Source organism: Bacillus thuringiensis (genome assembly GCF_001595725.1).
Taxonomy (GTDB): Bacteria; Bacillota; Bacilli; order Bacillales; family Bacillaceae_G; genus Bacillus_A; species Bacillus_A thuringiensis_K.
The window spans coordinates 3,071,440-3,093,769 of record NZ_CP014282.1 but is presented as its reverse complement, the minus strand read 5'-3'; the positions used below and the strand labels follow the sequence as shown (position 1 = coordinate 3,093,769).

Below are 22,330 nucleotides of genomic sequence, written 5' to 3'. Positions count from 1 at the left end.
ACGGTATTTGTAATTAGTTGTAAAATAATGTTTGTTGACGAAATTTGTAAAAAGTATGTTAGATGAAATTCATCTGTAGGGATGACATATAAATATTTTCTTAATGGGTATAAAATATGATAATTTAAATATATAAATAAAAAAGAAAATGTATTGGAAGTACATAGTAGATTCATATTTTTAAAAATTAATGTAACAATAAAGGGAGGTTGAGATACATACACGGTGGGAGTGTGTATGTATCTATTATAATAATGAATAAGACGATCAAACAACAAGTAATCGCACTATCAACAAGTCTAGTGATTTTAGGGAGCGTACCTTTATCAGCATCAGCAGAAGAGATAAACAACTCTCAAACTGATCAACTTAATATTGCCCAAGGAGAACACGGAACGAGCGGATTAAATTATTCTAATTTCAAGTTGGAAGTTCCTGATCATGTACAAATTAACGAAGCAGAAGTATCTGGAAATGAAAAAATGCTTTTAGAAGAATATAAGCATAAACATGATGAAACAGAAGAATTAAACAAAATGCAAGATGCTAAGAAGGGACAAGTAGCAGAAAAGGAAGCTATTTCAAACATTGAAAAGGCATTTGAATCTGTAGATGGTCGAAATGATGGATCTGATCGTCAAATGAAACCTGTTGCAAAGCCAAGAGGTATTCAATATAGTGCACAGAGTACGAAGAAATATGGAACACTTGCAGGAGTTCCATTTGTGGAGTGGATTGTTCCAGCAGGAAATCCTGATATTCGTCCTGCGAATCCGATGAAAGCACGTTACATTACAATCCATGAGACCGCAAATACAGCCGCTGGTGCTAATGCTGAAAATCATGCGAAATATTTATACAAGCAAGCAACGGAAGGTACTTTCCGAACAGCTTCGTGGCATTTTACTGTAGACGATAAACAAATTTATCAACACTTACCAACAAACGAAAATGGTTGGCATGCGGGAGATGGAGATGGATCAGGAAACAGGGAGTCTATCGGTATTGAGATCGCGGTTAACCAAGACGGTGATTACAATAAAGCGTTAGAAAATGCAAAACGACTTGCAGGTTATTTAATGAACAAAGAAGGAATTGGTGCAGATCATATTTACAAGCATCAACAATGGAGCGGGAAAAAATGTCCTGACATTTTAATTTCACGTGGTAATTGGGCTGGTTTCGTACAAGGAATTCAGTGGTATGCAAATATAAATGCGCAGATTGATACGCCTTTACAAGATAAAAATGACTCATTTAATCCAAATGAAAATAATCCAGCTGAACCTAGCATGGAACTAGTGGTAAATGGTAGTGGCATCAATGTACGTAGTGATGCGGGTATTGAACATCGTGTTGTACGTAAAGCTTCAAACGGAGATCGTTACAAAGTATTAGCCGTTAAAAATGGTTGGTATAAAGTAGGTAATGGAGAATGGATTTTCTATGACCCAAGTTGGATTAAAATTAACTACAATGTACCAAAGGAAGAAGTACAAAAGCCTAAGGAAGAAGTACAAAAACCAAAAGATGATATTACAGGTGGCTGGTTTGAAGGGCATATTCGTAAATTAAACAGTCTAGGTATTATGCAAGGCGAAGGCAATGGTGTATTTGCTCCATATCGAAATGTAACGAGAGCGGAGTTTGCGAAATTAATCTCGAATGCTCTTAAACTACCAGAGGGAAATAAGTCATTTGTAGATATTAATGAGGCACATCCATCACTTCATGACGGTATTAAACGTTGTGCAAGTGCAGGAATTATTAATGGTCGTGGTGAAGGGATTTTTGATCCTAACTCACCAATTACTCGTGAAGAAGTATCTATTATGATTGACAAAGCATTACGATATAAAGGAATTACAGGTGAGTTAGTAGCATTACCATTTACAGATAAGCATTTAATAACATACAAAGAATCGGTTCAACGATTATACAGTCTAAAGGTAGTTAATGGTATTGGAAATAATGAGTTTGATCCTCGAGGCACAGCAACTCGTGGTCAGGCGGCTGCCTTTATTGTGAAGATGTTAGATTCAATGCAAAAATAAAAGGAAACTTTAATCAGTGAGGGCCACTCGCATTGCAATCAAGCAGTTTATTCACCAAATTTTGAAATGAGAGTTTTACTGCCCACAAATAGCAGAATAAATGGTATGTAGAAGCTGACATTGGTAGAAGTAAAAAATAAGAAGAATTTGAAAGGAGCTATCCAAAATAATAATTTGGAATAGCTCCTATTTAGTAGGAAGAACAAATTGTATTTCATAGATTGTAATGTAGAATGCCCTTCCAAGCCCCTTATAAGCCCCTACCAAGTAATAAATCACTAAGAAAAAACAAAAACAAAAACAACTACAAGAACAACTACAAGAACAAAACAAGCGCGAAAAAATGAAACCGGCGTTGTAGTAGTAAAAAAATTGTAATTCAAATGCCAAAACCATTCCCGCATGCCTATCTTTATAATGAAGGATTAAAATTTTCCTATTTACTAGCAAAGAGTGGAGGGAAACATATGGCGGTATACCGTAATGTGCAGGTGAACTTTTGGCAAGATGAATTCATATTAGATTTAACGCCAGAGGAGCGTTATTTTTACATATATTTGTTAACTGGTACGAAAACAAAGCAATGTGGAATTTACGTATTACCGAAGCGTGTGGCAGAGCTTGAAACAGGCTACAGTATGGAGACTGTTGAGAAGTTGCTAAACAGGTTTGTTGAGTATGGAAAGATTCTATATGATACGGAAACGAAAGAGGTATTCATAATAAACTGGTTACACTATAACCCTATTTCAAATACGAATGTGGAGAAGTGCGTATTACGTGAGTTAAAGACTATAAAAAGTAATGAGTTCATACATATATTTTTACGTAAATGCCTTGAAGAAGAATACAAGATTCCATTATTATTGCAGCATTTTGGTATGCCAAAAGAAGAGGATAATAGTAGTTCACAAGTAGTTATTGAAGAGAAAGAAGAAGCGGAAGAGATAGAGGTGGAAACCATAGAAGAGGACGTTCCAAATAGTGAAGTTTATAAGCTTTATGAACAAAATATTAGTAGTTTATCCCCATATATTGTGAAGGAATTGAAGAATTGGATACAAAGACTTTCTGGAGAGAAAGTGTTAGAGGCACTTAAAATTGCGTTTGAAAATAATAAGAAAACGTTAGCTTATGTGAAGGGGATTTTGAGGAATTGGTGTAGCAAAAAGTTAAAGGATTTTAGTGGGGAGAAGTCTGTAATGGGAAGTTTAGAGAGAAGGACATGTATGTTGAGTAGTGTATTTTAATTTACATTAATTTGATATAGAATGTATGTTCGTTTTCGTAGGTTTTATGCTATACTACCATTAAATAAGGGTATTTTTATAATAGATAAAAAGATGCGGGGGGTACAAAGTTTGACTACTAGTACATCTGAGTTGTTTCAATATATTATTATGACAGAAGAACAGAAACAATTATCACAACGATATTTACAGACAAAAGAAGAAGAGATTTTAAAAAATATTCAACTAACGACAATTCGCGATCAAAAAAGAAGTGATTTTGCGGAGCGATTTATAAACGATTTTAGGAAAGTGCATAAACAAGATCCGGATTTTTTTCGATTATTTTACCATATACTCGAGGAGCATTTATTAAATGTTCTTGTAGTCCGTTTTGCGCATGTCAGTTTTTCTAAAATGAAGATTTATTTAGAAAAAAGTGCACTTCCTTTGGACAAACTTGTAGCAATCGCATGTAAATATTTATCCAGTATTTCAAGTTATGTAAATGAAGCAGATGTTTTTCTTAGAGAGTTAACAAAAGAGAGTCTGAACTATATAGAGGGACAATTACATACTTTACCAACTAAGCAGCAAGTAACATTACTTCTCATAATGTTTGATGTAGATTATGAAAAGTTTCGTACATATAGTTCTTTATTGAATGAAAGGTTAGAAGAACATACAGAATTTATATTGAAACTGCTAGGGGAAAAGGAAAAGGTTGAAGCAGTTAAACGGTATTTAAAAGGTGAAGATGATAGTGAAGTATTTATAGGTGGGAATTTACCGGAACATATTTGGCGGCTATTATTTTGTGTTCATAAATATTCGAATGTTGCGAGGCGATATATTGAAATATTGGCGAAGAAAAATGTTTGGGGTTTTATAAACTATGCAACACGTTATATGTGTCACACTCTCGGTCAGTCTCAAAACTACAAAAAAACTGGTAGTGTAAATAGAGAAACATATGAAGAAATTCAAAGTTTTTGTACACAGTTTTGGATTTCTAAGGAAAGATTTTTTGCGCATCGTCTAAGGCAACATGATTTAAATAGTGAGGATTTTTGTAAGACGTATGAATATGAATTGCTATGCTTTATGTTGGAGGAAGATCCTGAATTTATTCAATGTACTTTGCAATATGTAAGTAAACTGAATTATCTCATCATCGCACGAACGTTAGCTGAAAAAGGATATGAGCTAAATATAGGGAAAATGCGAGAAGAATTTTTTGTTGCTGCTTTGCAAATAAAATTGTCTACAGTGCGGGATACATATCGTGATTATTTACTAGGGAAATTGTCACTTGAGGATATGGAGCAAATACTTAAAAATTCGAAATATAGAAGTATGTATTGGGGTATGCCGGTGTTAGAGGTTGCGCTTCTTTGGGATATAGATGATGTAGCGAAGAGGGAAGCTGTACTTACACTACAGTTTGGAGATGAGGATAGTGTTAATTTATACGAACTTCTTTACGAATGTTCTGTCAGAGGAGTAGAACCGAAACAAGTATTAGAAGATCTGCTTTCGTATGGATTAAGTAAGGAAAAGCTTATCGCTTATGCAGTTGAAGAAGCTGCATGCTACAGTGAAGAGAGAAATAAGGCGAAGGAAGCGCTTGTTTGTGTAATTGTAAAAGAACAAGCGTACATCATTGAACGATTTGATGAGTATTCTGCTGTGGCCAAAGCATATATTTTAGAAGAGTTAGCAAAGGATAACATGATTAAAATGCGTCCAATTTTAATTAAAAGCTTAGGAGATTCATCTAAAAAAATGCGTGAGTCTGTAGTTAAACTGCTTTCAAAAGATGTAGAAGCTGCAGTAGATGTAGCAGTTGAACTTCATAATAAAAATAAAATTGTTCGTGAAAATGTGATGAAAATACTTATAGAGTATAAGCTTGAAAAATATACGAAACTTGTACAGGAAGCTTTGCAAGAAAGTAAAAATGAATCTTTCGCAGGAAAATTCTCGTTTTTATTTCAAACGGAGGAAGAAAAGATAGAAGAACTATGTGCACGTATTTTAACTGAACAAACAAGAAATTCACTTCTGCAATTGATTGGGGATGAGCCACAAATCCGTTTACGTGACTCTGATGAAATTGCTGATGCTGCAATTCCGTTAGCCTATTTACAACAGTATATTTCAGATGCTGTTATTGAGAAGAAAGAAACAGCAGAAGTAATTGGTAGAGCTTTAAATGAAGAGGACTTAAAAGAATATGTGCAAACAATATATCAAATATGGATTTCTCAAGACGCAGATGTGAAGAAACGTGGAATTCTTTCGTTATACGGAATGTATAGTGACGACAAAATGGTCGACATACTTATAAAGCAAATTGATGAATGGGTGCTTCAAATGAGAGGAAAGATAGCAGCGGATGCCGTTCGTGCTTTAGGTTTGTCTTCATCTAAGCTTGCACTTATGTCTATTCATGCAATAGCATTTAAATATAAACATAAGCAAGTACGTAATGCAGCAAAAGAAGCGCTAAGTCTTGCTGCGAAAACACGTGGTATAACAGAGGAAGAGCTGGAAGATCAATTGGTGCCGGACCTCGGCTTTACTATACATGGTGAAAAAATAATTGATTTCGGGAATCGAAGTTTTACTGCCATTTTAACTACAGAGTCAAAAATTGAATTAGAGACAGAAGAAGGAAAACGTATGAAGTCACTTCCAAAGCCGAATGCAAAAGATGATGTAGAAAAGGCTGAAGAGGCTAAAAAAGAATTAGCCTCTTTAAAGAAGGAACTCCGAAATACTCTTTCCATGCAAAAACAACGATTGGAAACGGCACTTTCATTAAAGCGTTATTGGTCACATAATGCATGGAAGTCTGTATTTATGGATAATCCAATTATGAAGCAATTTTCTATTTCACTCATTTGGGGTGAGTATAAGGAAGGGAAGTTGCTGAAGGCATTCCGTTATGCAGAAGGTGGCGTGTTCTGTACAATTGACGGGAAGAGTTATGAACTTTCATCTGGCACTGTTATTGGTTTCGTTCATCCGTTAGAATTGCCTGAGGCGGAGAAGGAATTATGGAAAGAGCAATTAGAAAGTGCGGGAATTGTTCAGCCGTTCCTACAAATTGAGCGTCCAGTGTTTGTAGTAGAAGAGAATGATGAGAGTGCTATTGAGAGATTTGGCGGTATTTTACTAAATGGTCGTTCGTTATTCGGTAAGATGACGAAGCTTGGATGGGTCCGTGGGTCTGTTCAAGATGGCGGTGTATATTATACATTTTACAAAGAAGATACTCGTACCGGATTAGGCGTGCAATTGTCATTTAGCGGAGCTTCGATTGGTTATGAAGATGAAGAAGATGTATGTGTATTTGACATTCAATTTTATAAAGCAGGTACAGTGAAGCGTGGTTCATATGAATACGATGAGATTGATGATGAAAGACGCATTGTACCAAAAGAAGTAGATAAACGCTTCTTTAGTGAAATGTTATATGATGTCCAAGTAGCGACAGATTCAAATCTTGGGCATAATGAAAGTTGGCGTAGCAAACGATAAGAAAAACCCCCTTCATTGGTAGGAAAATGAAGGGGGTTTTTCAATGTCTTTAAAAGGTTCTTTCTCAAAAAGAAGCGAATAGTGTGAGAAAGGGGTGGTTATATGGAAGTCGTTATAAAGAAGAAACGAAAAAAGGGAAAAAGAATTTTTATTTGGGCTAGTAGTATCGTTCTTTTGTTAGTTATTTCCGCTGTGATTTTTTTGAACATATATACGCTGAAATCTATGCCAAAGATAGATGGAACGATAAAGCTAGAGGATTTACAACAGGCTGTTACGGTGAAGCGTGATAGTAAAGGTGTACCGCATATTAAATCGGAAAATGCACATGATTTATATTTTTCACAAGGATATGTGCAAGCGCAAGATCGTTTGTTTCAAATGGATTTAAGTAGTAGACAAGCGTCTGGTATGTTAAGTGAAGTTGTTGGGGAAGCAGCTGTTGATCGAGATAAATTGTTTCGAACACTCGGTTTACGGCGAGCGGCCGAAGCTTCAGTTAGTCAATATGATGGAGAAGCGAAATATGCCCTGCAGTCATTTGCTGATGGGGTGAACGCTTTTATACGTGAGGCGAAAGAGGAAAAGAAATTACCAGTTGAGTTTACTATATTAGGTTATGAACCTGCTGAGTGGTCAATTGTTGATACTTTAACGATCGGGAAGTATATGGCGTTTGACTTAGGAGGACATTGGCACGGACAGGCATTTCGATATTGGGCCCTGAAAAATCTTCCCAAAGAGCAAGCGAATGAGCTATTTCCTGCATATCCGAAAGATGCCCCTAGATTGCTAACTGAACTGAAAAATACAAATGTGGACGTAGCACAAAGTTTTTCAAAAACGATAATTCCGCCGGAGTTTAACGGTAGTAATAACTGGGTTGTGAGCGGTGAGAAGAGTGCGTCAGGTAAGCCAATTTTAGCAGATGATCCTCATTTATCTCTTGCGACGCCTTCTATTTGGTATCAAACGCGACTTGAAATGAAAGGTTTGAATGTGAGTGGCGTTATTTTCGCCGGAGTACCAGGTGTTATATTAGGACACAATGACAAAATAGCGTGGGGCGTTACGAATACGGGGCCTGATGTGCAAGATTTATATATTGAGAAGAGAAATCCTAATAATGAAAATGAATTTCTGTATAACGATAAATGGGAGAAAGCTACCGTTGTAGACGAGTCGATTAAAGTAAAAGGCAGGAAGACAATTCCTTATAACGTTACGATTACGAGGCATGGACCAGTAATTTCAGAGTTTGCGGATAAGGGGAAGGAGAAAACGAAAACAGTATTCTCTTTAAAGTGGACAGCTTTAGAACCGTCAGCTGAGTTAAAAGCTGTATTAAATATGAACAAAGCGAAAGACTGGAATGAGTTTGAAACCGCTCTTCAAGATTTTCATACACCAACCCAAAACTTTGTGTTTGCATCAAACGACGGCACAATTGCTTATAAAGCGAATGGAAATATACCAGTGCGTAAAAAAGGTGATGGTAGCTTACCTGTTCCAGGATGGACAGATGAATATGAATGGGAAGGGTATATCCCGTTTGATCAACTTCCAAAAGTAATTAATCCAAAACAAGGGTTTATTTCAACTGCGAATAATAAAATTGTTGATGATGATTATCCGTATCATATTAGCAATACGTGGGCGCAGCCATATAGGCAAATGCGTATTCAAGAATTTTTGCACGAGAAGGAAAAGTATACGGTGAAAGATTTAGAAGAGTTACAGATGGATCAAAAGAATTTATATGGGAAAGAGTTTACTCCTATATTTTTAAAAGAGTTAAATAAAGCATCTTTAAATGAGGTAGAGAAAGAAGGCGTAGACCAATTAACAAAGTGGAATTTTTACGATAGTAAAGATGAAGCGGCACCATTAATATTCCATTTGTTAATGAAAGAGATTTCAAATACGTTATTTTCAAAAGAAATACCGAAAGATGTAATGGAGTTATTTGAAGGGAAGTCACAAGTTGTTGATGAATTGATTCGAAAAGAAGTAGCGGGAGAAAATAGCGTTTGGTTTACGAAGTACGGAGGTTTCACAAAAGTTGTGCATACATCGTACGAGAATGTAATGAAGAAATTGCAGAAGGAATATGGACCCGATATTGGAGAGTGGAAGTGGGGCGATTACCATCAACTCGCTTTTACACATCCAATTTCGAAATCATCGAGTATGTTAGCATTACTCGCTTTTAATCGTGAGAAACCAGTTCCGATTGGTGGGAGCCAAGTTACCGTGCAAGCAGCGAGTTACGGCGAAAACGGCATTGTAAATCACGGGGCGTCTTGGAGATTCATTATTGATACGAAAGATATGTCAAACGGTTATCATATCGTAGGGCCAGGACAGTCGGGCCATTTTAGAAGCGATTGGTATCATGATCAAATAGATGATTGGGTAAATGGCACGTATCATACGACTACATTGAATACGGAGGGGATAGAGGGGAAGGTGCTAAATTTAGAACCGAAGTGATAGGGTGTTTTTGTTTGTGGAGGGAACTAGTAATACTCTTTTTGATAATGAAAGCTTATCATTTAGAACATAACCCAGTTCTTAAATAATTTTAACAGCCAGCCTACTATCATTTAATTTGATAGTAGGCTGTTTCCATCTTCGAAATACGCTGTAGCAACTTCTTCAGGATTACGATTATTTCCACATGCTGCAAGTGCTGTAACTAATAAAGTCATTACAACTATTAACATGATCATTCCAGTTTTGAGGGGAATTAGTTAACAAAGACTAGGTATTATTTGCAACAGAACTGTTCCTCTATTCCCCTTGTTTCATCATTTTTCTAGGCCAGCCAACTTGACAAATGTTTTTTTATCAAACTACAATGAAAATCATTATCAATAATATAGGGAGGATACTTTGGTCAATAAATGAAAAATAATATATTTATAGGTTAATAACCAGATCATGTTAAGTTGTATGTACTATTTTTAGTTTAGCGTTTCCCAGAATGTACACCAATTAATCTCGCGAATTACAAGAAAACTATTATTGAAATGAGGCGTGTATTGTGAAGTTGGACGTGAATGAGTTAGCAGAGTATCTTGCCAATACTCCTTTCCGAGTAGAAGGAGTATATCGTTATGCTAAAAATCCAGGTGTGCCTTTTGCTGAGTCTACAGATTCTTTCCCAGGATTTGTATTTCCAATTACAGGGAAGACGCAATTTCAATTTAATGGTACGCCGTATACTCTTTCCCCAGGAAAAGTTATACATGGGGGTGCAAAAATGACATTAGCCCATAAAATGCTTGGTGAAATGAACTGGGAATATATTCTTGTTTTATATCAGATAAGCAATTCAGAACGAGAAGACTCTGGCTTTACTCATCAGCATTTTGAATTATTAACAGGACAATCTCCTCGTCTTGTCGAATTACTTATGCGTCTTTGGGATGTATATAATCAGCGTGGAGGCATTTCGATGTTTCAGACCGAAATGCTGTTTCGCGAAGCGTTGAATGAAGCTTTATTAAGTGTTTTCAATAGAGAAAGCAATTATGAGTCGCATACTTTATTCGAACGAATATCTAGTTACGTTCGTAAATACTATTATAAGGATATTACAATTCATACACTTACAGAACAAAATAATGTTAATCGAAATCGTCTTTCTTACGTGTTTAGAAAGCATGCAGGTATGGGGGCAACAGAATATTTATTGAACTATCGTATAAAGATGGCTCAAAAAATGTTATGTACAAGTGATGTGCCTGTACAACAAATTGCGCAGGCTGTTGGAATCGCAGACCCTTTTTATTTTAGTAGAGTTTTCAAGAAGCGAGTTGGCATTTCGCCTACTAAATATCGCGAGAAGTTCATCAATAATCCATACTAATGTCAACAGGGGTCCATTCTTATTTGAAAATCACTGTTCTATACTTATGGAGAGTTAAAGGAAACATTGGATTGAAAGTACTTTCATTGAAATCACTCCTTTGTACTATCTGAATGAAAAGTTCTGGCCGGAGCATTTTCTTTTTAAGCGTAATAACGACTTTTTTACTTATATTACTGTAATATAGTGGAATTTGAAAGTGAGGAGGGATTATTATCCATTACCAACCTATTAAACTAAATGACGAGTTATCTAAAATTAACGATTATTGGTATCCACAAGTGATTGGTGAAATGAATGACGATCAAATTCAGCTTTTTAAAGCTAATGGAGATTTTATATGGCATGAGCACCCTAATACGGATAAGCTATTTATTGTGCTTGAAGGGGAGATGTTCATCGATTTTCGTGATGGACAGGTGAAAATTTCTAAAGGCGAGATGTTTATTGTCCCGAGAGGCGTTGAGCATAAACCTTTCACTGAAAAGGAATCTCATATCATGTTGGTAGAGCCTAAAAGGGAAATAGATTGATAATTGTAAAAAGATAAAAAAGGAGCGGAAATCCGTTCCTTTTTTATTTATCTTACTATTTTTAGGAGCTTAGTATGAGTAAGATGTGAATAAAGGATGAATAGCATTTTTATCAATAAAAATTTATTGGATTTTTTGTGGAATATATATGAAACGTTGTATAAAATGATCAAGAAAGCCAAAAATTATAGGGGGAAAGTTGTGAAGAAAAATAAGAGTTTAATAAGTTTTTTAGGAGTGTTTATTATGTTGTTTTCTTTTTGTTTTCAAGGAAATGTACAGGCAGATGTAAATACTGTTCAATCTGGAAAAATCAAATCAGGAAACGTAACAGTATGGGAAGTTGGAAATGTAGCGAAAGTATTAGCGGATGTGGAGCGCTTAAATTTAAATACAGTAAATGTACCGATTCAAGTAGATATCCCAAATGTGACTTCTACTAACATGGTAATTAATCAAGCGCAAAAGCAACAAGCTATTATTTTAATTCAAGAATTATTAAAGCGTAATATTCAAGTTATAGTGGAACCGTTCCCGTATATTCAGCAGGGGAATGTTGGAGAGACAGAATGGAACCCAAGTAACATTAATGATTTCTTCTGGAATTGGAAGACGGTTATTCTGCAAGATATTTTTAATTCCATTACAAGTAAATACAATGTGTATGGACTAAAGATTGCTTCTAATTTCGTGAATATGGAGTATGCAGAAGGATACTGGAGCGATACAATTGATTTTGTTCGTAATCAGTATAAAGGAAATGTTTTGTATCAAATGAACTGGTGGTTAACAGCAAGCTGGGACCCTTCTTATGAAGCGAAGTTTAAAGAGAAAATCAATCGCCCGTATTTAAAAAAGGTGGATATTGTTAGCATAGACAGTTGGTTTGAAGTTTCAGGAAAAAGAAATCCATCATACGAAGAAGTGAAGCAAAGTTTATTTGCGACGACAGTATATAATCGTGGGCAAAATGTTGTTCAGCAACTAGAACAATTACATAAAGCAACAGGAAAGCCTGTTTATTTTGGTGGATTTAACGTTCCAGCGCGTGAACTTGGACTGCAAAATCCGTGGAATCCAGATGTTTCTAATGTGTTTTCAAAAGACGTACAATTAAACGGATGGCGCGCTTACCGTGACGTATTAGAACCAAAACCATATTTTAAAGGTTTTTCAATTTGGTTTATTGGATCTAATGATAGTACGCATGCGTATCAAATACATAGTAAAGAAGCAGAGGCAGTTATTAGCGGGTGGTACCGAAAATAAATTTTATAAAATAGGTAAGTTTTAAAGTTTACCACATATATTTCTAGTGAAAGGCCTTTCACCATCTTATCACCTAGGGGGCAATCATAATGAAATTTTTGTCTTACCTTACAGTAATTTTGGTGATTCTTGGCGGTTTGAATTGGTTGTTTGTAGCGTTAGATTACAATGTAGTTGAGAAATGGTTTGGTTCTATGCCGGCGCTTGTGGACACTATTTATTGGCTCATTGGTCTTTCTGCAATTTATCAAATTTTTGATCGGTTCTTTACGGACAATTAGCTATTATTCTTTCATTACTAGAGTGTTAAGTACGATTATGTACTTAACACTTTTTTGTATGTTTATAAAAAAAAGGTTTGCACTTGCAAGCGATTCCATTGCGTCTTACGCCATAATAGTGGAAAACAAATTGACCGTATATTATATTTTAGGTTATAATTCAGAAAGTTTAAAAATTAATAAAAATGAGAAATAGGGGGGTTATCATGGGGATGGAGAGAGTGTATAATTTTTCAGCAGGACCATCAATACTCCCTTTGCCAGTTTTAGAAAAAGTGCAAAAGGAGCTTGTAAATTATAACGGGACAGGCATGTCTATTATGGAAATGAGTCATCGATCTTCATATTTTCAAAGTATTATAGATGAAGCGAGTAACCTACTTCGTGAATTAATGAACATTCCTAATGAATATGATGTATTGTTTTTACAAGGCGGTGCGTCATTACAATTCTCTATGATACCGTTAAATGTAATGAATACGTATAAAAAAGCAGGGTACGTATTGACTGGCTCATGGTCAAAAAAGGCGATGCAAGAAGCTGAAAAAGTAGGGGAAGTACAAGTGATTGCTTCTTCTGAAAAAGAGAAGTTTACTACAATTCCTAAATTGGATGGTTTACTGAGCGATGAAAAACTAGATTATGTACATATTACAACGAATAATACAATTGAGGGGACGAAATATGTAGAAGTTCCACATTTAGATAAAGTACCGCTCGTTGCGGATATGTCCTCAAATATTTTATCAGAACAATATGATGTTACGAAGTTTGGCCTTATATATGCGGGAGCGCAAAAGAATTTAGGGCCAGCGGGCTTAACGATTGCAATTATAAAAAGAGATTTAATTGGAGGAGCAGATCGCTCTTGTCCTACGATGTTAAACTATGAAACTTACAGCAAAAATAACTCCTTATATAATACACCGCCGTCCTTTAGTATTTACGTAACGAAACTTGTACTAGAGTGGCTGAAAGAACAGGGCGGGGTATCTGCGATTGAAGAACAGAATAGAATGAAATCTTCACTTCTTTACAATTTCTTAGATGAATCAACATTGTTTACTTCACCAGTTGATCCTACGTATCGATCACTTATGAACATTCCGTTTACAACACCGTCAGAAGATCTGAACAATGAGTTTTTACAAAAAGCGAAAGAACGCGGTCTTGTTACGCTAAAAGGACATCGCTCAGTCGGTGGTATGCGAGCTAGTATTTACAATGCGATGCCAGTACAAGGCGTACAGCAATTAGTAAATTATATGAAGGAATTTGAGCTTGAGAATAGATAGGGAGATGGGGATATGTTTCGTGTTCAAACGTTAAATCAAATTGCGGAAAAAGGTTTACAAGTTCTTAGCGGAGAGCGTTATGAAGTAGGGGAGAGAATGGATCACCCAGATGGTATTTTACTTCGCAGCTATTCTTTACATCAAGAAGATTTTTCAAAAGACTTAAAGGCGATTGCAAGAGCTGGTGCTGGTGTAAATAATATTCCTGTCGAGCGATGTACAGAAAAAGGGATTGTAGTATTTAATACACCAGGAGCGAATGCCAATGCAGTAAAGGAACTTATTATCGCCAGCCTTATTATGTCTTCACGTAACATTATTAACGGTGTAAGCTGGACGAAAAATTTAGAGGGTGAAGAAGTACCGCAGCTTGTTGAATCAGGAAAAAAACAATTCGTTGGATCAGAAATTGCAGGAAAACGTCTAGGTGTAATTGGCCTTGGCGCAATCGGTGCTTTAGTTGCGAACGATGCGTTAGCGTTAGGGATGGACGTTATTGGATATGATCCTTATATTTCAGTTGAAACAGCTTGGCGCCTTTCTACACATGTGCAAAGAGCATTTAGCCTTGATGAAATTTTTGCAACGTGTGATTATATTACACTGCATATTCCTCTTACCAATCAAACGAAGGGGCTTATTGGTGAACACGCTATAGAGAAGATGAAAAAAGGAATGCGTTTATTCAATTTCTCAAGAGGAGAACTTGTAGATGAAAAAGTTCTTCAAAAAGCGTTAGAAGAAGATGTTATTGCGCATTACGTAACTGACTTCCCGAATGAAAATGTGATTAAAATGAAAAACGTAACAGCGACGCCTCACCTCGGTGCATCTACGTCTGAATCAGAAGAAAATTGTGCAGTAATGGCAGCGCGCCAATTACGTGAATATTTAGAGACAGGAAATATTCGTAATTCAGTAAACTATCCAAACGTAGAATTACCGTATATCGGAAAGAAACGAATTACAATTATGCATCAAAATGTCCCGAATATGGTAGGGCAAATTACAGGATGCTTAGCGGAACATCATATTAATATTGCCGATATGATTAATCGTAGTAAACATTCTTGGGCATACACAATGATTGATATCGATAACGGAATTGATGATATAATAAAAGAGAATATTGTAGAAAATATAAGCAAAATTACAGGTGTTGTAGCCGTTCGAATGATTGTGTAAAGGAGAGAGGAATGTGGCAAAAATACGACCGTTTCGGGCCATTCGTCCAGTAGAGGAAAAAGCGGCACAAGTGGCAGCTTTACCGTATGACGTATTAAATAGTGAAGAGGCAAGGGAAGTTGTAAAAGGGAATCCATATTCTTTCTTGCATGTTGATAAAGCAGAAATTGATTTAGACCCGGCACTTTCACCGTACGATGATCGTGTATATGAAAAAGCGGGTGAAAATTTAAATCGATTTATACGAGAAGAAGTGTTCATTCAAGACGAAGAGCCAGCGTTATACATTTATGAACTGACGATGCAGGGAAGAACGCAGTCAGGCCTTGTCGTTTGTACATCTATTGATGAGTATGAAGATGATACAATTAAAAAACATGAGAGAACGCGTCATGAAAAAGAGCTAGATCGTATTCGTCACGTAGATGTGTGTGATGCAAATACGGGTCCTATCTTTTTAACGTATCGTACAAAAGAAGAGATAAAGCATTTCATTGCCAGCTGGAAAGAAGAACATGCGCCAATCTATACATTTACAGCAGAAGACGGCGTTAGGCACGTTGCTTGGAAAATAGCTGATGAAGAAGTAATTGCAAGTTTAGTAAACTTATTTGAAGATATTCCTAACCTGTACATTGCAGATGGACATCACCGCTCTGCATCAGCTGCAAAAGTAGGGATCATGCGAAGAGAACAATATCCGAATTACACAGGAGAAGAGGAATTTAATTTCTTCTTATCTGTTTTATTCCCACACGATGAGTTATCCATTTGGGACTATAACCGAGTTGTAAAAGATTTAAATGGTTTATCAGAAGAACAGTTTTTAAAACAAATAGCGCAATACTTTTATGTAGAAGAAGCGGCTGTTTCTCCGTATAAACCAAATGAGCCAAAAACATTTGGAATGTATGTAAATGAGAAGTGGTATAAGCTTACAGTGAAAGAGGAAACGTTTGATGCGAATGATCTCGTGAAAGGTTTGGATGTATCTATTCTGCAAGATCATTTATTAAGCCAAGTACTTGAAATACACGATCCGCGATCTGATTCACGCGTTGATTTTGTCGGAGGAATCCGCGGGTTAGAAGAACTAGAACGCCTTGTAAATAGCGGTGAATATAAAGCAGCGTTCTCACTATATCCGACATCAATGGAATCGTTATTAGCAATCGCAGACGCTGGAGAAGTTATGCCGCCAAAATCAACGTGGTTTGAACCGAAACTGCGCAGCGGGTTGTTTGTACATTCTTTAAAGTAAATATAGACTTCTACAGTTTTGAAAAACCGAAATGATTATAGTTTCGGTTTTTCTTATTTTAAAAGAGTTTTTGAGGAGGGGCATGGGATGAAATTACAAGTAGGCGAAAAAATCACCTTTGAACGAACGTTTACAAAAGAAGATGTTGCGTTATTTACGGAAGTATCGAAAGATGAAGGTGTTCATCATGTTACACCAGATGAGCAGGGGAGATTTGTTGTACAAGGGCTTTTAACATCAACACTACCTACAAAAATTGGCGGTGATTATAACGTACTAGCTCGCAAGATAGATTTTGAATTTTTACGTCCTGTGTTTAGTGGTGACACAATTCGTTGTGACGTAACCATTGAACAATTTGAGCCCGATGAAAAAAATCGTACAAAAATTATTGCGATGTTTATATGTAGGAATCAAATTGAAAAGGAAGTTATGAAGGGGAGTTTTTCTGGGATTATTCTTTAGTTAGTAGAGAAAGTAATGAATAGGTGGGCCATGTCACTCGGGCTTAGATTTTTAATTCCCCCCATAACGAAAATTTTATGTATCATTGAATACTGTTAATAAGAAGTTATGTAATATATTCTGTTCATTTTTAACTTGAATAAGCTCGTCAACAAAAAGGACATTCCTAGTATTACAAGAAGTGTCCTTTCCACTAAATTATAGGATATTTTGCTAACATTCAAACTCTAAAATTAGTTTACTGGTTTGACCTGTAAATTGATAATTATAGGATCCTTTTAGATTTTCTAAGTTACCGGTAGCTTTAATAATTGTTCCTGGGGAATCTAAATTTTCTTTATCAAATATTTCTTGCTCTATAGCTGTAAATGTCCCTTGTTGCCCCTTATAAATTCCTTCAAAGTGTAAAAATCCAGAAATTTTAGAAGTAGCTAAGTGACCATCATTTATATTTGAGTCTAAATAATATAAGAAGTATTCAATAAAAGCTTTTCCTTTTAATTCACCATCAATATCATATTCGACATGTGCAATATTAATAGGGAAATCTTTTTTAGTATCATCGATTGGTTTTTCATCCCATTTACTTACTGTAAATGTTACTTCCATACATGTAAATCCCCCTTTATCATTTGAAAAGTACTAATTCACAGTCATATCTTATAGGGGTGTTTTTATTTATTTGAGCCCTGTCATATCGTTATCTTATCTCAGAATTACCTGCGCCTCCTCATGAAGGACTTACTGTCGCCAGGATATCTCCTGCTTGTAACCTCTTTGGTTTTATTAACATGTTAACTCCGCTGCTACATAATGTAATGGACTACGATTATACAAACTGTATCATTGAAAAACATGATGTATGAAATTAGTTTCTTCATCATTAATCCGTTTACCTGCTGGGATTCAAGAATTCAGTCTTAGTGTTGAATATAGGAATAATCAATTTACATTTGAAAATTACAGTATGCAACATTGCATGAGGAAAACGGTTGTTATTTTTATGACTTGTAACTATAATGATTACAGGTTGGTCGATACCAATCAAACAAATACAATCATCATGAATGGAGATGTTACATATGGGTATGAAAAAAATAATTTTAGCAGGTGCTTTAGGTATCGCAGCATTATCAGGAACAAATGTACCAGGGTTAGAACTAACAAAAGCGAGTGCCGCTTCTATTGAATCGAACTTCTCGACGTTAGAAGGACGAGTAGTAGAGGTAGATAACGGTGTAATTGTTGTAAAATCTCAGCAATATGAGGAACCTGTTAGTGTGTATATTGATTCACTTTCAAACGTTAAAGTAGGAGATGAAGTAAAAGCTACTGGATCTATGATGCGTAATTTTACAGAATATATGGTTGCAACTGCAGTTGAAAATACAACAAACAAGTTAGGTATGCACATGAAAGAAGATGGCTCACCTAATTATGTAATTGGAGAAGTATCAAAAGTAGGAACGATGGAAGATGAGGGAGACGGTGCTACTAAATATGTTGTAGTTGAGTATCCATCGCTAAATGGGAAGAAAGATATTATTGATGTTTTCTTAACAAAGGGACAAGTATTTAATGTGGGTGAGAAAGTGAAAATTGATATGGAGTATGTGGGCTGGGGTGGTATTTCTATTAACTGGAACACAGTTGATCATATTGAAAAAGTTCATGAAGCAAAGACGAACGCTGAAAATAATGATGATGTATGGATTTGGTCTTAATAAGGCGAGTATAGGTCGTTATTTGCAATTTTCTCCAAACAATACATGTAAAAACTAAATGTATCATGCAGTACCCATCTAATTCTCATTGCGTATGAGAATTAGATGGGTACTTTTTTATTTGAAATTTGTGCAAGTCAATGTTTAGCATTTCTTTTTAAGAGTAAATTACGGTTGAAATCAAAACTTTATTTGCAGTACATAATAAATAATGTTGATTTTTTATCTTATATTAAAATAAAAACAAACCACTGTTCGATTTGAATATTCCACGATATAATGGTGAGAGTTTATGGCAGAATAAATATTTACATAAGAAGTGAGGTACTGTATGAAAAAAAGAACGACAGACATTATTTTTATTATTATTGGTGCATTTCTTTTTGCGTTAGGTGTCAATTTGTTTGTTATCCCGAACGAGTTTGGTGAGGGTGGGGTAACAGGTATCACGATTATTACGTATTATTTATTTGAATGGTCACCGGGCTTAGTTAACTTAATTTTAAATGCAATTTTGTTAATAGCCGGTTATAAATTTTTAAATAAGATAACAACAATTTATACGATTATCGCTGTAGTTACGAACTCGCTATTCCTTCATTTGACAGAAGGATGGACGATTGCTTCGGATGAAATGCTCGTAAATGCCATTTTCGGAGGAATATTTATTGGATGCGGGATTGGTCTTATCATTCGCGTTGACGGAACAACTGCAGGTACTACCATCTTAGCAAGGATGACGCATAAGTATTTAGGATGGAGCATTAGCTACGGTCTACTGTTCTTCGATTTAATCGTTGCGTTTTCATCTTATTTCATCATTGGTGCAGAAAAACTGATGATAACAATTATTATGCTATATGTAGCAACGAAAGTGATGGAGTTTGTAATTGAAGGTTTAAATCCGAAGAAAGCCATTACAATTATTTCTGATAACCCGAATGAAATTGCCGGGAAGGTAACTACGTTAATGGGCAGAGGGGTTACCGTGTATTCAGGTCATGGCTATTACACGAAAACTCCGAAGGAAATTCTTTATGTTGTTATCAATAAGCAAGAAGTAGTGAAGCTAAAGAGGATTGTTCAAACTACAGATCCGGCTGCATTCATCGCTATACATGATGTTCGTGACGTATTTGGAGAAGGATTCGTTGATATTTCTAAAGCTTAGAACTTATTTTTTATTAAAATAATCTTAATACTAAAACGTAAGAATCTATTTTGAATCATCTTTTTTCAAAATAGATTCTTTTTCTTTTTCTTGCAAAAAATTCAATTGTTTCTTAAGGTAAGGATGTAGAAGGATGAACAAGAGAGGGTTTAATGAAGATGATACATATTTTATTAGCTGATGATGATAAGCATATTAGAGAGTTGTTGCATTACCATTTGCAAAAAGAGGGGTTTAAAGTTTTTGAAGCAGAAGATGGAAAGGTAGCACAAGGCGTTTTAGAGAAGGAAAATATTCATCTTGCGATCGTAGACATTATGATGCCGTTCGTTGATGGCTATACGTTATGTGAAGAAATCCGGAAGTATCATGATATACCGGTTATTTTATTAACTGCGAAAGACCAGTTAGTGGATAAAGAAAAAGGATTCATTTCTGGTACAGATGATTATATCGTAAAACCATTTGAACCAGCTGAAGTGATTTTCCGTATGAAAGCTTTATTACGCCGTTATCAAATGCTGAGTGCAGATATTATTACGTTGCACGGAACGACAATTGATCGAAAAGGTGTAGAAGTAAAGTGTAACGGTCAAACAATTTTACTTCCTTTAAAGGAATTTGAGTTATTATCACAATTAGCTAGTTATCCTGGAAGAACATTTTCAAGAGAAGAATTAATTGAATTAGTATGGGGAATGGATTTTGAAGGAGATGAACGAACAGTTGATGTTCATGTGAAAAGGCTCCGAGATCGTTTCTCAAAACGAACGGATGATTTTCAAATTACGACAGTGCGCGGCCTCGGGTATAAGTTGGAGTTGAAATAAGATGAAATCACTATATTCTAGATTTGTATTTATGACGGTCGGCATTATGCTACTTAGTAGTATTATCGGCTTTTTATTAACGAACGTATATTATCAAGTGAAGTTAAAACCGTATAATAGTGAAAAGATTTTAAAGTATGCGGAAGAAGTTAAATCGTTATATGAAAAGCAAAGTGAAGAAAATCAAGAGACGTATTTGCATTCTATTGCAAAGTTAGGGTATGAAATTTATATTGTCGATGATCAAAAGAATGGGAAGCGTATTGGTAATGCGTTTCGTAAGACGTCTATTAGCGATGCTACTGTTCATAAAGTATTGCAAGGAGAAACGTTTAATGGTGTTTCTACGTATCCAACGCGTCTTTTTATTACAGGATTTTTCGATAATGAATTAATAAATAGTGTTGGTGTACCGGTAAAGCACGGTGATAAACAGTACGCGTTATTTATTCGTCCTGACATTCAGAACCAATTTGGCGAGATGCGAATTTTCTTAGCGGTATTACTTGGGTTTATCGTACTATTAAGTATTATCTTTATAGCGATTGCAGCAGGTTATATCGTTCGCCCAATCCGTAAATTTACGAAGGCTACGCAAAAAATTGCGAGTGGGGAATATGAAATTGAATTAGATGTAAAACGAAAAGATGAAATAGGAACGTTATCTACAAGCTTCCAAAAGATGACGAAGAGTATTAAAGAACTAGATGAAATGAGACAAGAATTCGTTTCGAACGTTTCACATGAATTTCAGTCGCCACTTTCTTCCATACAAGGTTTTTCAAAAACGTTGCAAACAGAAAAGATGAGTGAGGAAGAAAGAAATCATTACTTACAAATTATTGAGGGTGAAAGTAAGCGAATGTCTAGTTTATGTAAACAGTTACTTACGCTCGCTTCATTAGATAAAGAGGAAAAGGTTCTACAAATAAGAGAATTCAATCTGCAGAAGCAAATTAAAGACGTCATTTTTATGCTTGAGTGGAAATGGCGTGAAAAAGACATCGCTGTTGAATTTGATGTGCCGGACATTACAATACAAGGTGATGAAAACTTACTTCATCAAGTATGGAGTAATATCTTTACGAATAGCATTAAGTTTTCAAACGATGGTGGAACGATTGAGTTTTTCCTCGAAGAGTTAGAGTCTAGTGTCATTATCTCTATATCTGATAACGGAATTGGTATGGAAAAAGAAGAAATGGATCGTATTTTTGATCGTTTTTATAAGGTGGATACAGCAAGAGCAAGAAACGTAGAAGGTAGCGGTTTAGGGTTATCGATTGTGCAGAAGATTGTTGAACTGCATCATGGAAACGTTTCGGTGTATAGTACGAAGGGGGAAGGGACGACTGTTCGGGTGGAGCTTCCTAAATAGATGAAAGAGGCTGTTTCGGAACGGCCTCTTTTTTGTCGTTTTTTGTCGATAAGTCGATATAATTGGAAAATCGCTGATATAATTTGAGTTGCGCCAATATATTGTGAAAATCGCCGATATAATTCTATTTGCGCTGATATATTTGAAAAATTGCTGATATAAATTTCACGTACTCCCATTTCTGCTATAAAGCCGCACCTTTCCCGCGCTCAAAAAGTATCAGATGTAATTTAAT

Annotated in this window: 17 protein-coding genes; 16 read left to right on the top strand and 1 reads right to left on the bottom strand. The window is 35.6% G+C overall.

Going from position 1 to position 22,330, the window contains the following annotated elements; all coding sequences use genetic code 11:
- The first annotated feature begins 254 nt into the window (after window positions 1-254).
- From AXW78_RS15500 to AXW78_RS15445, 12 genes are all read left to right on the top strand, one after another.
- A complete protein-coding gene (locus AXW78_RS15500) occupies window positions 255-2,054 on the top strand; it encodes an S-layer homology domain-containing protein (RefSeq protein WP_061884856.1) in 1,800 nt (599 codons plus the stop codon).
- A 467-nt stretch (window positions 2,055-2,521) separates the two neighbouring features.
- Window positions 2,522-3,304, top strand: coding sequence for a DnaD domain-containing protein (locus AXW78_RS15495; protein WP_061884391.1), 783 nt, complete (start codon window positions 2,522-2,524; stop codon window positions 3,302-3,304).
- 111 nt (window positions 3,305-3,415) lie between these two features.
- Window positions 3,416-6,829 (top strand): DUF4132 domain-containing protein, encoded by a 3,414-nt coding sequence (locus AXW78_RS15490; protein WP_061884390.1) that lies wholly within the window; start codon window positions 3,416-3,418, stop codon window positions 6,827-6,829.
- 102 nt (window positions 6,830-6,931) lie between these two features.
- Complete coding sequence (locus AXW78_RS15485) at window positions 6,932-9,322, top strand: penicillin acylase family protein (protein ID WP_061884389.1); 2,391 nt, start codon at window positions 6,932-6,934, stop codon at window positions 9,320-9,322.
- 553 nt (window positions 9,323-9,875) lie between these two features.
- The gene (locus AXW78_RS15480; protein ID WP_000762816.1) at window positions 9,876-10,703 is read left to right on the top strand and encodes a helix-turn-helix transcriptional regulator; all 828 of its coding nucleotides are present in this window, start codon (window positions 9,876-9,878) and stop codon (window positions 10,701-10,703) included.
- Window positions 10,704-10,996: 293 nt separating this feature from the next.
- The gene (locus AXW78_RS15475; RefSeq protein WP_000997181.1) at window positions 10,997-11,236 is read left to right on the top strand and encodes a cupin domain-containing protein; all 240 of its coding nucleotides are present in this window, start codon (window positions 10,997-10,999) and stop codon (window positions 11,234-11,236) included.
- A 201-nt stretch (window positions 11,237-11,437) separates the two neighbouring features.
- Complete coding sequence (locus tag AXW78_RS15470) at window positions 11,438-12,505, top strand: glycoside hydrolase family 113 (RefSeq protein ID WP_000739766.1); 1,068 nt, start codon at window positions 11,438-11,440, stop codon at window positions 12,503-12,505.
- Between the two features lie 89 nt (window positions 12,506-12,594).
- Entirely contained in the window at window positions 12,595-12,786 is a 192-nt protein-coding gene (locus AXW78_RS15465; protein ID WP_000670803.1) for a DUF378 domain-containing protein, read from the top strand.
- A gap of 212 nt (window positions 12,787-12,998) precedes the next feature.
- On the top strand, window positions 12,999-14,081 hold the full coding sequence (gene serC / locus AXW78_RS15460) for a 3-phosphoserine/phosphohydroxythreonine transaminase (RefSeq protein ID WP_061884855.1): 1,083 nt from the start codon (window positions 12,999-13,001) through the stop codon (window positions 14,079-14,081).
- Window positions 14,082-14,093: 12 nt separating this feature from the next.
- Window positions 14,094-15,266 (top strand): 3-phosphoglycerate dehydrogenase family protein, encoded by a 1,173-nt coding sequence (locus AXW78_RS15455; protein WP_061884388.1) that lies wholly within the window; start codon window positions 14,094-14,096, stop codon window positions 15,264-15,266.
- A gap of 13 nt (window positions 15,267-15,279) precedes the next feature.
- Entirely contained in the window at window positions 15,280-16,527 is a 1,248-nt protein-coding gene (locus tag AXW78_RS15450) for a DUF1015 domain-containing protein (protein WP_001063061.1), read from the top strand.
- 87 nt (window positions 16,528-16,614) lie between these two features.
- Window positions 16,615-16,992 (top strand): hotdog family protein, encoded by a 378-nt coding sequence (locus AXW78_RS15445; RefSeq protein WP_061884387.1) that lies wholly within the window; start codon window positions 16,615-16,617, stop codon window positions 16,990-16,992.
- 213 nt (window positions 16,993-17,205) lie between these two features.
- Here AXW78_RS15445 and AXW78_RS15440 read toward each other — a convergent pair whose 3' ends face one another.
- The gene (locus AXW78_RS15440) at window positions 17,206-17,601 is read right to left on the bottom strand and encodes a DUF3224 domain-containing protein (protein WP_000454095.1); all 396 of its coding nucleotides are present in this window, start codon (window positions 17,599-17,601) and stop codon (window positions 17,206-17,208) included.
- A 473-nt stretch (window positions 17,602-18,074) separates the two neighbouring features.
- Here AXW78_RS15440 and AXW78_RS15435 point away from each other — a divergent pair, with 473 nt between their 5' ends.
- From AXW78_RS15435 to AXW78_RS15420, 4 genes are all read left to right on the top strand, one after another.
- Entirely contained in the window at window positions 18,075-18,716 is a 642-nt protein-coding gene (locus AXW78_RS15435; RefSeq protein ID WP_046946107.1) for an ATP F0F1 synthase subunit alpha, read from the top strand.
- A gap of 331 nt (window positions 18,717-19,047) precedes the next feature.
- Window positions 19,048-19,887 (top strand): YitT family protein, encoded by an 840-nt coding sequence (locus tag AXW78_RS15430; protein WP_061884386.1) that lies wholly within the window; start codon window positions 19,048-19,050, stop codon window positions 19,885-19,887.
- A gap of 152 nt (window positions 19,888-20,039) precedes the next feature.
- Window positions 20,040-20,717, top strand: coding sequence for a response regulator transcription factor (locus tag AXW78_RS15425; protein WP_000781972.1), 678 nt, complete (start codon window positions 20,040-20,042; stop codon window positions 20,715-20,717).
- 1 nt (window position 20,718) lies between these two features.
- Window positions 20,719-22,095: a sensor histidine kinase gene (locus AXW78_RS15420; protein WP_061884385.1), complete on the top strand. Its 1,377-nt coding sequence runs from the start codon at window positions 20,719-20,721 to the stop codon at window positions 22,093-22,095.
- The last annotated feature ends 235 nt before the right edge of the window (window positions 22,096-22,330 follow it).

Coding starts and splice junctions, on each gene's coding strand:
- AXW78_RS15500 (WP_061884856.1), top strand. CDS start 255: ATGAATAAGACGATCAAACAACAAGTAATCGCACTATCAACAAGTCTA.
- AXW78_RS15495 (WP_061884391.1), top strand. CDS start 2,522: ATGGCGGTATACCGTAATGTGCAGGTGAACTTTTGGCAAGATGAATTC.
- AXW78_RS15485 (WP_061884389.1), top strand. CDS start 6,932: ATGGAAGTCGTTATAAAGAAGAAACGAAAAAAGGGAAAAAGAATTTTT.
- AXW78_RS15475 (WP_000997181.1), top strand. CDS start 10,997: ATGAATGACGATCAAATTCAGCTTTTTAAAGCTAATGGAGATTTTATA.
- AXW78_RS15465 (WP_000670803.1), top strand. CDS start 12,595: ATGAAATTTTTGTCTTACCTTACAGTAATTTTGGTGATTCTTGGCGGT.
- serC (WP_061884855.1), top strand. CDS start 12,999: ATGGAGAGAGTGTATAATTTTTCAGCAGGACCATCAATACTCCCTTTG.
- AXW78_RS15455 (WP_061884388.1), top strand. CDS start 14,094: ATGTTTCGTGTTCAAACGTTAAATCAAATTGCGGAAAAAGGTTTACAA.
- AXW78_RS15445 (WP_061884387.1), top strand. CDS start 16,615: ATGAAATTACAAGTAGGCGAAAAAATCACCTTTGAACGAACGTTTACA.
- AXW78_RS15440 (WP_000454095.1), bottom strand. CDS start 17,601: ATGGAAGTAACATTTACAGTAAGTAAATGGGATGAAAAACCAATCGAT.
- AXW78_RS15435 (WP_046946107.1), top strand. CDS start 18,075: ATGGGTATGAAAAAAATAATTTTAGCAGGTGCTTTAGGTATCGCAGCA.
- AXW78_RS15430 (WP_061884386.1), top strand. CDS start 19,048: ATGAAAAAAAGAACGACAGACATTATTTTTATTATTATTGGTGCATTT.
- AXW78_RS15425 (WP_000781972.1), top strand. CDS start 20,040: ATGAAGATGATACATATTTTATTAGCTGATGATGATAAGCATATTAGA.
- AXW78_RS15420 (WP_061884385.1), top strand. CDS start 20,719: ATGAAATCACTATATTCTAGATTTGTATTTATGACGGTCGGCATTATG.